The sequence below is a fragment of the Bacteroidota bacterium genome (genome assembly GCA_016722375.1).
Taxonomy (GTDB): Bacteria; Bacteroidota; Bacteroidia; order Chitinophagales; family LD1; genus Bog-950.
On record JADKJG010000004.1, the window covers coordinates 1 to 14,971 of the forward strand.

The 14,971-nt window shown below is 43.0% G+C and carries 18 protein-coding genes and 4 pseudogenes; 20 read left to right on the plus strand and 2 right to left on the minus strand.

Features of this window, described 5'->3' with window-relative positions:
- Positions 1-14 precede the first annotated feature (14 nt).
- The 13 genes and pseudogenes from IPP77_05335 (at position 15) to IPP77_05395 (ending at position 8,343) form a co-directional block, all read left to right on the plus strand.
- A complete protein-coding gene (locus IPP77_05335) occupies positions 15-140 on the plus strand; it encodes an SHOCT domain-containing protein (protein ID MBL0309105.1) in 126 nt (41 codons plus the stop codon).
- A gap of 35 nt (positions 141-175) precedes the next feature.
- Positions 176-442, plus strand: a complete 267-nt coding sequence (locus IPP77_05340; protein MBL0309106.1) for a hypothetical protein — start codon at positions 176-178, stop codon at positions 440-442.
- Entirely contained in the window at positions 423-1,790 is a 1,368-nt protein-coding gene (locus tag IPP77_05345; protein MBL0309107.1) for a LamG domain-containing protein, read from the plus strand. Before IPP77_05340 ends, IPP77_05345 begins: the two co-directional genes overlap by 20 nt.
- A 107-nt stretch (positions 1,791-1,897) precedes the next feature.
- Complete coding sequence (locus IPP77_05350) at positions 1,898-2,518, plus strand: hypothetical protein (protein ID MBL0309108.1); 621 nt, start codon at positions 1,898-1,900, stop codon at positions 2,516-2,518.
- A gap of 13 nt (positions 2,519-2,531) precedes the next feature.
- Complete coding sequence (locus IPP77_05355; GenBank protein MBL0309109.1) at positions 2,532-3,608, plus strand: hypothetical protein; 1,077 nt, start codon at positions 2,532-2,534, stop codon at positions 3,606-3,608.
- A 245-nt stretch (positions 3,609-3,853) separates the two neighbouring features.
- Positions 3,854-4,378: pseudogene (locus IPP77_05360) on the plus strand (Ig-like domain-containing protein).
- A gap of 3 nt (positions 4,379-4,381) precedes the next feature.
- Positions 4,382-4,633, plus strand: a pseudogene (locus tag IPP77_05365) (Ig-like domain-containing protein).
- 33 nt (positions 4,634-4,666) lie between these two features.
- Positions 4,667-4,927: an Ig-like domain-containing protein gene (locus IPP77_05370; protein MBL0309110.1), complete on the plus strand. Its 261-nt coding sequence runs from the start codon at positions 4,667-4,669 to the stop codon at positions 4,925-4,927.
- Positions 4,928-5,057: 130 nt separating this feature from the next.
- Positions 5,058-5,312: pseudogene (locus IPP77_05375) on the plus strand (Ig-like domain-containing protein).
- 4 nt (positions 5,313-5,316) lie between these two features.
- Complete coding sequence (locus tag IPP77_05380) at positions 5,317-5,586, plus strand: hypothetical protein (protein ID MBL0309111.1); 270 nt, start codon at positions 5,317-5,319, stop codon at positions 5,584-5,586.
- Positions 5,587-5,693: 107 nt separating this feature from the next.
- Positions 5,694-7,511: an Ig-like domain-containing protein gene (locus IPP77_05385; GenBank protein ID MBL0309112.1), complete on the plus strand. Its 1,818-nt coding sequence runs from the start codon at positions 5,694-5,696 to the stop codon at positions 7,509-7,511.
- A gap of 90 nt (positions 7,512-7,601) precedes the next feature.
- Positions 7,602-7,880, plus strand: a complete 279-nt coding sequence (locus IPP77_05390; protein ID MBL0309113.1) for a hypothetical protein — start codon at positions 7,602-7,604, stop codon at positions 7,878-7,880.
- A 154-nt stretch (positions 7,881-8,034) separates the two neighbouring features.
- Complete coding sequence (locus tag IPP77_05395) at positions 8,035-8,343, plus strand: hypothetical protein (protein ID MBL0309114.1); 309 nt, start codon at positions 8,035-8,037, stop codon at positions 8,341-8,343.
- On the opposite strand, the gene IPP77_05400 is transcribed toward IPP77_05395, so the two are convergent.
- Positions 8,327-8,635, minus strand: a complete 309-nt coding sequence (locus IPP77_05400; GenBank protein MBL0309115.1) for a hypothetical protein — start codon at positions 8,633-8,635, stop codon at positions 8,327-8,329. The genes IPP77_05395 and IPP77_05400 overlap by 17 nt on opposite strands.
- A gap of 19 nt (positions 8,636-8,654) precedes the next feature.
- Between IPP77_05400 and IPP77_05405 the strand changes: the two genes are divergently transcribed.
- From IPP77_05405 to clpX, 7 genes and pseudogenes are all read left to right on the plus strand, one after another.
- Positions 8,655-9,908, plus strand: coding sequence for a LysM peptidoglycan-binding domain-containing protein (locus tag IPP77_05405; protein ID MBL0309116.1), 1,254 nt, complete (start codon positions 8,655-8,657; stop codon positions 9,906-9,908).
- A gap of 129 nt (positions 9,909-10,037) precedes the next feature.
- Positions 10,038-10,769 carry a hypothetical protein gene (locus IPP77_05410; protein MBL0309117.1) on the plus strand — a complete coding sequence of 244 codons (732 nt, stop codon included), beginning with the start codon at positions 10,038-10,040 and terminating at the stop codon, positions 10,767-10,769.
- 7 nt (positions 10,770-10,776) lie between these two features.
- Complete coding sequence (locus IPP77_05415; GenBank protein ID MBL0309118.1) at positions 10,777-11,130, plus strand: hypothetical protein; 354 nt, start codon at positions 10,777-10,779, stop codon at positions 11,128-11,130.
- A 191-nt stretch (positions 11,131-11,321) separates the two neighbouring features.
- Entirely contained in the window at positions 11,322-11,771 is a 450-nt protein-coding gene (locus IPP77_05420; protein ID MBL0309119.1) for a hypothetical protein, read from the plus strand.
- 9 nt (positions 11,772-11,780) lie between these two features.
- Positions 11,781-11,951, plus strand: coding sequence for a hypothetical protein (locus tag IPP77_05425; protein ID MBL0309120.1), 171 nt, complete (start codon positions 11,781-11,783; stop codon positions 11,949-11,951).
- A gap of 180 nt (positions 11,952-12,131) precedes the next feature.
- The gene (locus tag IPP77_05430; protein MBL0309121.1) at positions 12,132-12,830 is read left to right on the plus strand and encodes an ATP-dependent Clp protease proteolytic subunit; all 699 of its coding nucleotides are present in this window, start codon (positions 12,132-12,134) and stop codon (positions 12,828-12,830) included.
- A gap of 64 nt (positions 12,831-12,894) precedes the next feature.
- A pseudogene (gene clpX / locus IPP77_05435) lies at positions 12,895-14,128 on the plus strand (ATP-dependent Clp protease ATP-binding subunit ClpX).
- A 5-nt stretch (positions 14,129-14,133) separates the two neighbouring features.
- Here the strand turns inward: clpX and IPP77_05440 are convergent.
- Positions 14,134-14,970, minus strand: a complete 837-nt coding sequence (locus IPP77_05440; GenBank protein MBL0309122.1) for a hypothetical protein — start codon at positions 14,968-14,970, stop codon at positions 14,134-14,136.
- Between the last annotated feature and the right edge of the window lies 1 nt (position 14,971).

Below are 14,971 nucleotides of genomic sequence, written 5' to 3' on the forward strand. Positions count from 1 at the left end.
GAAAAGGAAAGCCTATTATCATTCAGCAAGGGTCTGTAAGTGTAGCTGATGAATTGAAAAAATTGAAGGATCTCTTAGATGCAGGTGTTCTAACTAAAGAAGAATATGATGCTCAGAAGCAGAAAATACTAAGTAAATAAACATTCAAGTATTCATTTCATATAAATCAGTGCAAATGAAAAAGCAATTTCTTTTTCTCGTTTTGAGCATTGTGCTCTTATTTTCAGTTCAGGGACAAGCACCTCAAAAATTTAATTACCAGACAATCGTTAGGGGTTCTAATGGCTTACCTTTAGCCAATGCGAATGTTTCTATGCAGTTTATAGTTCATGATTTAACACCCAATGGCAATACAGTATTTCAGGAGAACGCATCAGTTACAACCAATCAATTTGGTTTAATCAACTATAGTATTGGCTCAGGTGGAAATCTTGCTGGTTAGCTGGACAGGTGGAGAAAAATATCTTGAGGTATTAATTGACATAAGCGGCGGAACGAATTATATCAGCATGGGTTCCACACAATTGCTGAGTGTTCCCTATGCTCTGTTTTCTGCCAATAGCCTTCCCGGCCCTTCCGGAGCGACAGGGCCAACTGGTCCCACCGGCACCGCAGGAAGCGGAGGCGGTGCCACCGGCTCTACAGGACCTACAGGTGTAAACGGCGTTAGCGGACCAACCGGAGTGCAAGGGGTAACTGGCCCTACCGGTAATACAGGGGCGATTGGTGCCACTGGAATTGGATTTACAGGAACAACGGGTGCAACAGGAGTACAAGGTATTCAAGGTAATACAGGGCCTACAGGTATAACCACAATTGGAGCAACTGGGCCAACTGGTGCGACTGGAATAATGGGGCCAACTGGACCCCAAAGTTTTGGACTTCCACGTGTTGTTCCAATGCCTGATGCTGCAACATTTACTCTTACACCCGACTCTGCCGACGAAAATACCCAGTTGAATACACAACCAACCGGTTTACTTACAGTAAATGCTCCATCCGGAACACCTCGTGATGGTCAAAAAATTATTTTTAGAATCAAATCAACAAACGTGCAGACGTTTGTTTGGAATTTGGTGTTCAGAGGAAGTACCAGCCTTCCACTTCCAACCGCTACTTCAGGAGCGGAAAATACTGATTACGCAATTTTCATTTACAATGCCGCTGATTCGAAATGGGATTTGATAGTGTCCGTTTTTGGATTCCAGTCATCTTCCATTGTTAACGGAATCATTGCATATTGGAAAATGGACGGTAACAGCATTGATATGGTGAATGGACACAATGGAGCAGATGCGAACATCAGTTATTCTAACGCCAATGGAATAATCAATAACGGTGCTGGATTTAATGGCTTGTCAAGCAGAATTGTTGTGCCCCAGGACCCTGCGCTTTCCCCATCCAATTTAAGCGTTTCATTTTGGGTTAAGCCACTCTCCTTACCTACATCTAACAACGTAATGACTATCATGACTAAACGAGATGATGTGTCGGGGTCAGGGGGATGGGGTATTGAATTATATAATAATGGGGGAACGCAGAGTATTGCTTGTTTAGGCAACAATACTGGCGCACCAACTTCAAATGTTACTTACACTCTTCCGCTTGGAGTTTTTACGCACGTAGTTGTAACGAAGATGAGCGGTGGGAACGCCAAAGTTTACGTCAACGGAGGTTTCCTTGGCGCTGATAATGCTATGTGGGCAATGTCGAATTTGCAGCAGTGCCCCTTGTTATTGGTGACCGACTTACTGATCCTAAATGGCTCAATGGCTCCCTTGATGAAATAGGTTTATGGGGTAGAATTTTAACTCCCATCGAAATAACACAGATTTATAATAATGGCCTTGGTTTTCAATATCCTTTTTAAATTCCATAAGTACTCAAATTAATAAAAATGAAATCAAAAATCATCCTTCTTCTTGCATTTGTTTTGGTTGAATTTATTACCAATGCGCAAATAGTCAGCATAAAATCTCAAAACCTTTTTTCAATAACCCAAAAACCAAAGCAGTTTATAAATGATACTAATTTTATAAAAGACCCACTGTATATCCTTCTTGACTTTTCAAAACTGTCAGAACTTAATAGGGTCAAGCCAGAGATGCTGGAATTGAAAATTCCAGTTTCGGATTCCACTTTTGAAGTACTTTCTTTGCATCAGTCAAATATTTTTTCCTCGGGTTTCGCGTTGGTTACTAGCTCAAATGACTCTATTCAATACGAACCTGGATTACATTATCAAGGAAAAATCAAAGGTGATAGCACTTCGATAGCTACCTTAAGTATTTTCAAAGATTACATCATGTGTCTGTTTTCGAATAAAAATGGCAACTACGAATTAATATTGAAAAACGAAGAGGCAAGGAACAATAACCTATATATCCTCTACAATACTAAAGACTTAACGAATAAGCAAGAATTTCAATGTTCTGTTAAAGAGGGGTTAGATAATACGATAAAAAAACTCCGGCGCAAGAGGACAAAGTGCCAGCGGTTGCGTAAAAATATATTTTGAATGTGATTATCAAATGTATCTTGATAGAGCGAGTAATACAACCAATGTGGGAAACTATGTGACCGGTTTATTTAATGTGGTGCAAGCCCTATACTCAGCAGAAAGTATTGATGTTCAAATTAGCTCGATTTACGTTTGGACAAGTACTGATCCATATATCAACTATTCCACCTCTCCAACAATTATCAATGCCTTCAGCAATTATCGCACATCATATAGTGGAACATTTGCTCATCTACTTTCTACACGATCAATTAATATAGGTGGAATTGCGGGACCTTTATCTTATGTCGTGAATGGTTTTTGTTATAAGAATTTTTCGTATGCCTATAGCAATATTTTTAACATTTATACGTCAAGCTCACCGCCTGTTTATTCATGGACTATACAAGTGGTCTCTCATGAGTTAGGCCATAATATGGGATCCCCTCATACTCATTCATGCAGTTGGGCCGGAGGTGCCATAGATAATTGTTATACTCCTGAAGGGCAATGTAATAGAGGGCCTAGCCCCAGCAATGGAGGAACGATAATGAGCTATTGTCATTTATCACCAAATCCCGGTATCAATTTTTCAAATGGATTTGGAACTCAGCCCGGAAATTTGATACGTAACAATTATAATTCCGCATCCTGCTTAACTTCTTGTGGTGGCGGTGGTGGTCAACTGAATTGCTCTAATGCAATTCCTGTAAATTGTGGCACAGTACTAACAAATCAAACTACTGTTGGTGGAGCGAATAACGCTAATTCATACGCTTGTATTCCTTCGTGGAATGAAAGCGGACCTGAAAAGGTATATGTCATCAACACTACCACAACTGGTAAAATCAGAGCTGAATTGCTAAATGCGAATGGCAACTTGGATGTGTTCATTTTATCATCGTGCAACAACAATAGTGGGAACTGCGAATACGAAGTTCCTGCGACAGAATATGCTGAATTGGCCAATGCTCCACCCGGAGTTTACTACATTGTCGTTGATGGTTACAACGGTTATTCAGGTGCTTATAGTTTGAAAATTGATTGTCAATGCCAATGTCAGCCTGCGGGTTCTAAAAATCCATCAAGCACCTTAACCCTACCGTAAATTGGTCAACGCAATCTCAACAGGCAGGTCAATATAGTTTATATAATGTCATTTCTGGAGTAACTTATTATTGGAGTTATTGCAACAATGACGGAAGTGGCGGCAATTCAAATTCGATTGACTTGCGAATAAATCTCTATAATAATGCTACAAATGGATTTCTTGCAAGCAATTGTGACGCTTGTGGCTCATCAAGCTTGGATCCAAAAATAACATGGACTTCGGACTTCACCGGAGTTGTGCGAATGCAGACAAACGAGTGGTCAACCTGGACAAACCCTTGCGCGAATAATACTACTAGTGTTACTCTCGCATACAAAAGTAATTGCAGTAATTCGACTTCGCCATCTTCAATTAGCGCCTCTCAAAACCCTCTCTGTTATGGTAATCCTGTAACTCTGACAGTCATCGGCGGTTCGCTTGGTTCTGGGGCCCAATGGAAATGGTATAGTGGAAATTGCACTAGTGGAACTTATCAAGGATTTGGCAGTTCAATTATCATATATCCCCCTGTAGGTAATACAACATATTATTGCCGCGCTGAAGGATGCAATACTACTTCTTGTGCATCCTTGCAAGTGACAGTCAATGCCAATATTACAGCTGGTACCGTAAGCGGCACTAATCCGCTCTGTGTCAATGGCACAGCAACTTATACAACCAACGGCACATCAGGGGGAACATGGAGTAGCAGCAATAACTCTGTGGCTACGGTGAATCCAAGCACAGGAGTAGTAACGGCAGCAGGAGCAGGAACGGCGAACATTACATACATGGTCAGCGGTTGCGGCAGCACGGTCACAGCATTCAAAGCAGTAACGGTCAATGCCAATGTTAGTGCTGGTACTGTAAGCGGCACCAGTCCGCTCTGTGTCAATGCCACGGCAAGTTATATGACCAATGGCACATCGGGTGGAACCTGGAGCAGCAGTAATACCGCTGTGGCTACGGTAATTCCAAGCACAGGAGCAGTAACAGCAGTTGGAGCAGGAACCACTACTATTACATACACGGTGAATAGTGGTTGTGGCAGTCCGGTGACAGCATCCAAAACATTAATGGTAACTACCTCTGTGACAGCTGGTACCGTAAGCGGCACCAGCCCGCTCTGTGTCAATGCCACGACGACCTATACGAGCAGCGGTACATCCGGTGGAACATGGAGCAGCAGTAATACCGCTGTGGCTACGGTAATTCCAAGCACAGGAGCAGTAACGGCGGTAGGAGCAGGAACAGCGAGTATTACCTATAAGGTTAACAGTGGTTGTGGCAGTCCGGTGACAGCATCCAAAACCTTAACGGTAACTACCAATGTGTGACCGCAGGTACCGTCAGCGGCACCAGTCCGCTCTGTGTCAATGCCACGGCAAGTTATATGACCAGCGGCACATCGGGTGGAACATGGAGCAGCAGCAATAAACATATTTAAGCAACGGTACATCGGGCAGAACATGGAGCAGCAGCAATACCTCTGTAGCTACGGTGAATCCAAGCACAGGAGCAGTAACAGCGGCAGGGGCAGGAACGGCGAATATTACCTATAAGGTTAACAGTGGTTGTGGCAGTCCGGACAGCATCCAAGACCCAACGGTAACTACCAATGTGACCGCAGGTACCGTCAGCGGCACCAGTCCGCTCTGTGTCAATGCCACGGCAAGTTATATGACCAGCGGCATCGGGAGGAACATGGAGCAGCAGCAATAACTCTGTGGCTACGGTGAATTCAAGCACAGGAGTAGTAACGGCGGTAGGAGCAGGAACAGCGAACATTACATACACGGTAAGCGGTTGCGGCAGCACGGTCACAGCGTTCAAAGCAGTAACGGTCAATGCCAATGTGAACGCAGGTACCGTCAGCGGCACGAACCCCCTCCGTGTCAATCGTACCGCGACATATTCGAGCAACGCTACATCGGGCGCAACATTGAGCAGCAGCAATACCTCTGTAGCTACGGTGAGTCAAGCACAGGAGCAGTAACAGCGGCAGGGCGGGAACGGCGAATATTACCTATAAGGTTAACAGTGGTTGTGGCAGTCGATGACAGCATCCAAAACCTAACGGTAACTACCATGTGACCGGAGATTGTGAATCAGCAGACCCAGTCCGCTCTGTGTCAATGCCACGGCAAGTTATATGACCACGGCACATCGGGAGGAACATGGAGCAGCAGCAATAACTCGGTGGCTACGGTGAATTCAAGCACAGGAGTAGTAACGGCGGTAGGAGCAGGAACAGCGAACATTACATACACGGTAAGCGGTTGCGGCAGCACGGTCACAGCGTTCAAAGCAGTAACGGTCAATGCCAATGTGACCGCAGGTACCGTCAGCGGCACGAACCCGCTCTGTGTCAATGGTACCGCGACATATTTGAGCAACGGTACATCGGGCGGAACATGGAGCAGCAGCAATACCTCTGTAGCTACGGTGAATCCAAGCACAGGAGCAGTAACAGCGGCAGGGGCAGGAACGGCGAATATTACCTATAAGGTTAACAGTGGTTGTGGCAGTCCGGTGACAGCATCCAAAACCTTAACGGTAACTACCAATGTGACCGCAGGTACCGTCAGCGGCACCAGTCCGCTCTGTGTCAATGCCACGGCAAGTTATATGACCAGCGGCACATCGGGAGGAACATGGAGCAGCAGCAATAACTCTGTGGCTACGGTGAATTCAAGCACAGGAGTAGTAACGGCGGTAGGAGCAGGAACAGCGAACATTACATACACGGTAAGCGGTTGCGGCAGCACGGTCACAGCGTTCAAAGCAGTAACGGTCAATGCCAAACCCACCGCCGATGCAGGACCCGATAAAAACTATTCCAATGGTTCCATTCCTATTGGCGGTAGCCCTACAGCAGGGGGAGGAACTAGTCCCTATACTTATAGATGGTCACCGGCGGTTAGTTTAAGTTCTACAACAACACCCAATCCCAGCGTTACGGGTATTACAACAACTAAAATATACACAGTTACGGTAACTGATTCAAAAGGATGTACGGCAAGCTCGTCTGTTACAGTGAATTATGTTCCGGTTCCACCGGACACCTGTAAATTGTCTGTTTCTCCAAACAGCGTTTATATTAGCGATACCGGGGTTGTTAATAAATCCTTTAGTGTTGATTTGCAAGGCACAAACTGCTCATGGAGCATAGAAAATACATGTAGCACCATGGGTGTGACAGGCTTACCCGGAGGGTCCATCCTAACGGATTCTATGGTAACATACTCCGTTCCTAAAAACCCTGACACCATAGAAAGGAAATGTATTTTGAAAATTACGCTTCATTCCTCACCTCCTCAAACGTACTTTTACACGATTAATCAAAAAGCCGGTAGTGGTGGTGATGGGAAGTGCGTAGAAACGCTAAGTACTCCAAGCGTGAGTGCTAAGGAATGTTGGTTCTCGGTAACTACCGAATATCACCCTGATAGCGTTGCTTATCAGTGGTATTTTGATGGTGGAATGATAGCGAATGGTACTTCTAATAATCTTTTTGCCAATAGCGGTGACGGTGATTATTATGTGAGAATCCGGTCATTGTATGACCCCGATTGCGATGTCTATTCTTCTCCCATGCAGCGGAACTGTCCGGTTGGTATTGAAGAAACCTTTATACAAAATCTAAGTATTGTTCCCAATCCTTCCAATGGCAATTTTAAGGTAACATTTGAATCATATCAGAACTACCCCATCGAAATCAGGATATTTGACATAGTGGGGCGACTGGTTTATGAAGAACAACCGGTAAAGGCCACTGGTCTTTATTCCAGAGAAATTAACTTGGGGATAGCTGCGAAAGGTTTTTACATCTTGCAGCTAAAGGCGGGAGAGGTGATGCTGAACCGGAGGTGGTGGTACAATAGATTTTTAGCAACCTTAATCAGCGATAACTCGAAATAATACTTTGAAGGCAGCTAACATACTTATGATTCAGGGGAGAGCATTGAAACCTATCCTGTTAATTTTAACGGCGTTCTTGCTTTTATCCTCTTGCAAAAAGAGTTTAATATAGACAAGTGGTCGCCTGATTTGCTGGGACCGATTATCAAATCTACCTTAACGGCCAAGGAAGTTTGTGATTTAAAGAACAAGAAATTCACACAGCAAATTACTGCCTTGGATTTGGGTGGATTTTCAACTACTGAACCGGAGTTTGTACCGGTTATTGATACTCCATCCAAGACGAAGCCATTTAAAATTCAACTATCTGACTATTTCAGTTACGTAAAGGTAGATACTAGCGTCACTCCAGATCACCTTAATAAATAATTTTCCTATTACAATTTTAGCAGGCACAGAAATCGTTCTCCGTACCTCCTATCACACAACTGATGAATCCAATGTTGTTGTCCGGCACATAATAAGCGAAAATATTACCCCTGGTGCAAGGTATTCCCGCTCTGAGTTTATCTACAATAATAGATTGGTTACTTCAGACATCTATCTCCGCCTTGAAAACTTAAAATCTCCCGGCGGGAACGGCGTCTATTTCAAGGATGGGCCATTAGAGCTAAACTTTGATTTCAAATTTCTGAAAGTATCTAAAGTAGCCGTCCGCACCGAAAAGGAACATACCGAAATGGACACCACCGAAATACTGTTTACGGATGATGTAAAAGATTATGACAATAACGCAGCAGAGGGTACACTTCGCGTTTTTTTGACCAATGCTATGCCCATTAATTACAATTTCCAGATGTACTTTCTGGATGATTCTAGGAAAGAGCAATAGATTCTATTTCAAGTTCCGATATGTATTCCCCCGCCGGAACAACGGAATATCTCTTGGGTAATCCATTAACTTCTACCGATACATCATTTGCATTCTCATTGAATGCCAGCCGAATCAAAAAGTTGAAGGAGGCAAGGTTTGTAGCTTTTCGGTTAAAAGGAGATACAAAAGGTTTACCAGGAAGTGAGGTGTATGTGGGAGCGAATAGTAATTTACAGGTACTCATCACCGGTGATTTGAAAATCAGAATAGCGAGTTTGTTTAAATAGGCCATGCGACTAACTGCTACCATATTCCTTATTTTTTGTTTGTTGTCTTTATCGGCGCAAATAAACTCGACCGGTCAATATCAAAGTCATGTGGTCAAAGAGGGTCAAACGCTTAATTATTTGGCTAAGGAGGTCTATGGAATTACGGTGGAGGCATTGAAAAAAGCGAATCCCCAAATAAGGAACAACAAGCTTTCTTCCGGTCAGGTTTTGAACATTCCACTTCCCGAGGTAACAGAAGAGGAAGCATCTGTTAGTACTCAAAACGCCGAGCCGGACTCTAATTTCATATTGTACACCGTAAAAGAAGGAGATACATGGCAGAATTTGGCAGCGACAAAATATCACATCACAATGGGAGAATTAATGTATGCGAATCTTCCCGTTGGTGATTTATTCCCTGGGCGGGTAATTCGTGTTCCTATAAAATCAAAACCAGCACCGGAAATTGCGGCTCCTAAAATAGAAGTACCAGAAGTGAAGCCTGCGCCGGTTTCTTATCCAAAAGCATCTGCAGAGGAAACCAAGCTGCCAACAATGAATAAACCCGCTGAGGTACAGACTATTGTGTCAGACACTAATTATATCCTTCATGTCGTAAAGCCCGGAGAAACATGGGGCAGTCTTGCTTTTAGTACGTATCAAATCAATATGACCGAATTGATGAACGCGAATGATTCCATACTTATGTTAGGGGATGAAGTAGTTCCTGGACAAGTCCTTCGTATCCCTGTAAAATCAAAGCCATCGCTGGAAATTCCGGCTCCTAAAATAGAACCAGAAGAGACAAAGCCCGCACTGGCAATTAACAAAACATCCGAAGAAGAAATCAAACCTTCAATTCCAAACCCACCTGCTGAAGCGAAAGCTACGATTCCGGTTCCAGAGCTTAAACCCAAAGTAGAGATACAGGAACCTGTACCTCCAGTTTCTGTGCCTCCCGCACAAAAAAAGGAGGAGCCAGTGAATGTAGAAATTCCGAAAAAGCCCGAAGTCCCGGTTGAAACAGTTCCGAAACCTGCTTCGGTAATAATCGAGCCGATTGTGAGACAGCCTGACACTTTACCACAAGCAAAAGTTGAAGAAATAAAACCGAAAACAGTAGCTGCCGAATCAAAAGTAACCGTTAACGAAACCGCCTCTTCTGTATCTGTAATTGAAAAAAGTAAGGCCGAAACCGAGAATGCCAAAGAACCCATCAAAAAGAAAAAGGAGGTTTCGGCTAACATATATGACCCGCATATCAACGGGATGGATGCCCGCAATTTTCCCAGCCGTTTGGGGAGAGGGCTTTGAAAAGGAGAATTCAATTTGGTTAATATTCATGCCTTGGGTCAGTAATAATTCAGTCAGTTATTCCTCTATTCAGAACCTAATTTTGGTACGGAATTTACTGAAGATCAGGCGGCAAAGATTGTTGGACAAATGAAAACAAAGAACGGCGCTTTTGCAGGGGTGGATGTACAATCCATCAACATTGCTTTCAAGGTCAGAAAGAAAAAGCGCGAAGTTTTCTCTATGGAATTTGGTCATCGGGAACGAATCACTGCCAACCTTCATTATAATAAGAACCTATTTAGTTTGCTGCTTCAGGGGAATAAACAATTTGCGGGTAAGGATGTGCCTTTAGGGCCAGTTATTGGTAATGCACTTTATGTTCGGGAATTTCCAGTAGGAATAGCTTTTCCTATAAACATTCATTCCAAGAACCATGCCGCACAAATTCGACCTGCTATTCGGGGTAAATTCTTGATGGGTATCGGCAATGTTTATACCGAACGGGGAGATGCAAATATGTACACCGACCCGGAGGGGAAGTATGTAGATTTTAATTTGAATTATCTGGTCAATACTTCGATACCGAATTCTACCGGTGGGCTTTCAGGTGCTAATAATTTAGGTTGGGGTATAGATTTAGGTTTAGGCATCAACATTGATGAACACTTTTCTTTGGATGTTGGATTGGTTGATGTGGGGGCTATCCGTTTTAAAAACAAAGCGAAAAATTATTCACGAACCGGAACATATCGTTATGATGGCGCTGAGGCTAAACTCTTTACGGATGAGGAAGGGGATCGGGGGATTAACATCAGCCTTAATGAAGAAATTTTAGACCCGGTTAAGACTGAGAATTCTTATACCACTCCTTGGCAGTAAGATTACCATGCGCGCTGAATATCGGTTTGGAAAGTCGGGCTGGGGTTTGAAAAGAGATAGCACGCGTCGTTATTTTCAGCATCATGTTTACCTGACCTATATTCAAGGTCTGCAAAACGCATATAGTGCTACCAAAACACCAGCATTTTCTCTTGGCTATATGTACAGCCTGAAAAATGTGTTGAATCTTGGTATTAATATGGGCTTTCTTGGCTATAATAAATTTTCCATTGGTCCATTTCTTTCCATCAAAGCAGGTGTGTTTGTCATTGGTTTTGGTTCAGACAATCTTTTGCCATTTATCGCTCCGAATGTCGGAACAGGTGCAGATGCGTATTTCAATATAGGGTTCAATTTTTAGAGGAAGCTGAGGCTTTTCCTATTTCCTCCGTTCTTGTAAAAAACAAATTCCTCTTGTAAATGTTGGTATATTTTGTTTTATTGCCAAAACAAATTCATTGGGAGCGCAGAGATGACGGAGAACCGGAGCAAGGTGACTTGAATAACAATGAATTTACTTTTTTAGTTTTGACGCTACTGAAATTATAGAAAATGCAACTGCCAAAATATCCGCTCAAAGCCGAAAAGTCTTTGATGGTTTTTGAGTTCATCAGCGAGGGCCCAAAAGGGCAAATACCGAAACTGGTAAAATACAGCGAAACCAACCTGAAAGGTTTTTACAATCTGGCTTTTGGAGATAAGAATCACTTGACGGGAGAGATTGACGACACGGTTATCTCTAATAATAATGATAGTGAAAAAGTTCTCGTCACGGTCATTGCAACCCTTTACGCATTTACACAAAAATATCCTGACGTTTATGTACTGGCAACTAGTAGCACTAAGTCGCGCACAAGGCTTTACAGAATGGGCATTGCCAAATATCTGGAGGAAGTAAAAAAAGACTACGAGGTTTATGGTCTTCGTAACGCGGAATGGGAACCTTTTTCCAGAAATACCGAATACGAAGGATTTATTGCAAAGAGGAAAGAAAAGAGCTAAATTCGCAACATGAATATCAAGCAGTTGAATAAAAGTAAAGTTCCGATTGTCCGCATTGACCCATCACTTGAAAAATTCAAGAACACTCCGGTTTTTCAGGATAAGGTTGACAAGGCAAATGAAATCCTCCGGGTTGTAGGGCTTCCTAAACCGCCACAGAAGAAAAAGGCACAAAGCTAAATCAGGTGTTATATCCTGTTGTTTTTCCCTCGTTCAGGAATGGTTGAGATTACTGATATGTTCCCCGAGAGCATTTCCCATATCCTTGTAAAAAACAAATTCCCCTTGTAAGTGTTGGTGGAAGTTTGTTTTATTGCCAAAACAAATTCATTTTAGAACCCTATTTTAAAGATAATGAACATAAAAGAAGCACAAGAGTTTAAGAAATATGCGGTGAAACATCACGGCATGAGTAGTATGCACTTAGATAATTACGTCAAGAAAGTGTATAGCAACGCTTCGGGAATCAATAACCTGACCCGTACGGTGATTGAAGAACGACAGATGCCTTTTCGTGAGGTAGATGTGTTCTCTCGACTGATGATGGATCGGATTATTTTTCTCGGTACGCCGATTGACGATTATATCGCAGCAATTATTCAGGCGCAACTATTGTTTTTGGAAAGCAGTGATTCGCGTTCCGATGTTCAGATATACGTCCACAGCCCTGGTGGCGAGGTGTATTCGGGCATGGGGATTTATGATACCATGCAATATGTAACGATGGACGTTGCGACGATCTGCACCGGTATGGCCGCTTCGATGGCTGCTGTGCTTTTATGCGCTGGGGAAAAAGGAAAGCGCACCGCATTGAAACATGCCAGAGTGATGATTCACCAGCCGCTTGGAGGCATTGGTGGCAAGGCGAGTGAAATCGAGATTTCGGTTAAGGAAATTCGGAAAATCAAAGAAGAACTTTATACAATTATCAGTGAGCACTCCGGTCAGCCGATGGATAAAGTGGCCTTAGACAGCGACCGCGATTATTGGATGGATGCTCAAGAAGCCAAAGATTATGGCATGATTGACGAAGTGCTGTTCCGCACCTCGAAGAAATAGTCCACCTTGTACGATACAACCTTTTGAGTCCAATTTCGTATCATAATTACATATTCACAAACTTATGAAGAAGGAAAACGAACCGACCTGTGCCTTTTGTGGTAGAAAAAAGCGCGAGACACAGATTCTTATTTCAGGCATAGAAGGCCATATCTGCGAAAACTGTGTGGCACAGGCGCAGCAGATTATAGATGAAGAGCTTTTTCAAAAGCAAAAAAAGTTTCAGTTCAACCTGCCGAACTCCGTCAAGCCCAAAGACATCAAACAGTTTTTGGATACTTATGTGATAGGGCAAGACGAAGCGAAGAAATTTATTTCAGTGGCCGTTTATAATCATTACAAAAGACTGAACCAGTCCAAGACAGATGAAGTAGAGATTGAAAAGAGCAATATCCTGATGGTAGGTCAAACCGGGACCGGTAAGACTTTATTGGCCAGAACGATTGCTAAGTTTTTAAATGTCCCTTTTGCTATTGTAGATGCTACGGTGTTTACAGAGGCAGGCTACGTGGGTGAAGATGTGGAGAGTATTCTTTCTCGTCTGCTTCAGGTTTGCAACTATGATGTGAGTGCTGCACAGCATGGCATCATATATATAGATGAAATTGATAAAATTGCTCGCAAGGGGGATAATCCTTCCATCACCCGTGATGTATCTGGCGAAGGTGTTCAACAGGCCATGTTGAAATTGTTGGAAGGAACAGAAGTATTGGTTCCCCCACAAGGCGGTAGAAAACATCCGGAGCAAAAGATGGTGAAAGTAGATACCTCTAATATCCTGTTTATCTGCGGCGGCGCTTTTGAAGGAATTGATAAGTTGATTGCCATCCGCTTAAATCAATCAAAGGTAGGCTTTCAAGAAAGGTCAAGACAAACTAAAAGTGGATAAGGACAATTTCCTGAAACATATTTCACCCCTTGATTTAAGAACCTTCGGATTGATTCCGGAACTCATCGGTCGTGTACCGGTACTGGTTCACCTAGACCCACTTGATGCGGAAGCATTGCGTTCTATTTTGTTGGAACCGAAAAATGCTTTGCTCAAACAATACAAGAAAATCTTCAAAGCGGATGGCATTGCCCTCAATTTTGAAGATGATGCTATAGAATATGTCGTAGAGAAGGCCCTGGAATTTAAGTTAGGTGCCCGTGGATTACGCTCCATCTGTGAAGCCGTGATGACCGATGCGATGTATGAAATGCCCTCTGATACTTCTGTCAAAGAGTTTACGGTTACCCGTGAATTCGTAGAAGAAAAGATGGGCAAAGCAAACGTCAGCAAGCTGAAAGCCGCTTAATCTCCTTATTTATTTTTTAGGTGCCATTCCAACAACCTATAAATAGGTTGGCGGTCCACTATTCCTAATTCGCATCCGTATTTAGCAGCAACACTTTCTAATGCTTCTTTGAAATAGAAGGCAATGGAGCCAACAAAGTGGACGGGATATCCCTGATAGTTTTCATAACAAAGAATATGATGTTTGAAGAAATCATCGAAGCCTTCTTCTGCCAGCCAGTTCATAAAATCTTTGTCGGGGCTATCACTCATCACCTTTGCAAATCGCGCTAAGTAAACATTGACATGTGGCTTGCGATAAACGCTGTCAATGATGTTTTCCTTGTTCAGGCCGTATTCATCGCGAAGTATTTTGATCGTAGCTTCTGGCAGTTCATTATAAAGGAACTTGGCGAGCAAAATTTTACCAAAGTAAGCACCGCCTCCTTCATCACCCAAAACATATCCCAAAGCAGGAACACCCTGAAGGATTTCTTTTCCATCATAGATGCAAGAGTTCGAACCGGTTCCTAAAATACAAGCAATACCCGGTCGCCCATCGTAGGTGGCAACCGCCGCTGCTTTTAAATCATGTTCGACTATGATTGTTGCGGCTTTGGAGTAAAAACTGTTCAGGGCGTCATAGACAATTTTCTTCCGTTCATCGCTGGAACAACTCGCACCATAGAAATACACCTCCTTAACCTGCTCCTTGATTTGAACTAAGGTGGGCTGTTTCATCAATTCGGCATAAATACTTTCGGAGGTATGAAACAATGGATTCAATCCAATTGTTTCATACAATTCTTTTTTCTCTGTCAGCCAATTTGTTTTGGTAGAGCCGCTTTCTGCAATAAGGATCATA

Excerpts from the sequence above, each read along its gene's own strand:
- IPP77_05340 (MBL0309106.1), top strand. The coding sequence starts at position 176 with ATGAAAAAGCAATTTCTTTTTCTCGTTTTGAGCATTGTGCTCTTATTT.
- IPP77_05350 (MBL0309108.1), top strand. The coding sequence starts at position 1,898 with ATGAAATCAAAAATCATCCTTCTTCTTGCATTTGTTTTGGTTGAATTT.
- IPP77_05355 (MBL0309109.1), top strand. The coding sequence starts at position 2,532 with ATGTATCTTGATAGAGCGAGTAATACAACCAATGTGGGAAACTATGTG.
- IPP77_05370 (MBL0309110.1), top strand. The coding sequence starts at position 4,667 with ATGGTAACTACCTCTGTGACAGCTGGTACCGTAAGCGGCACCAGCCCG.
- IPP77_05400 (MBL0309115.1), bottom strand. The coding sequence starts at position 8,635 with ATGGTAGCAGTTAGTCGCATGGCCTATTTAAACAAACTCGCTATTCTG.
- IPP77_05410 (MBL0309117.1), top strand. The coding sequence starts at position 10,038 with ATGAAAACAAAGAACGGCGCTTTTGCAGGGGTGGATGTACAATCCATC.
- IPP77_05415 (MBL0309118.1), top strand. The coding sequence starts at position 10,777 with ATGCGCGCTGAATATCGGTTTGGAAAGTCGGGCTGGGGTTTGAAAAGA.
- IPP77_05420 (MBL0309119.1), top strand. The coding sequence starts at position 11,322 with ATGCAACTGCCAAAATATCCGCTCAAAGCCGAAAAGTCTTTGATGGTT.
- IPP77_05425 (MBL0309120.1), top strand. The coding sequence starts at position 11,781 with ATGAATATCAAGCAGTTGAATAAAAGTAAAGTTCCGATTGTCCGCATT.
- IPP77_05440 (MBL0309122.1), bottom strand. The coding sequence starts at position 14,970 with ATGATCCTTATTGCAGAAAGCGGCTCTACCAAAACAAATTGGCTGACA.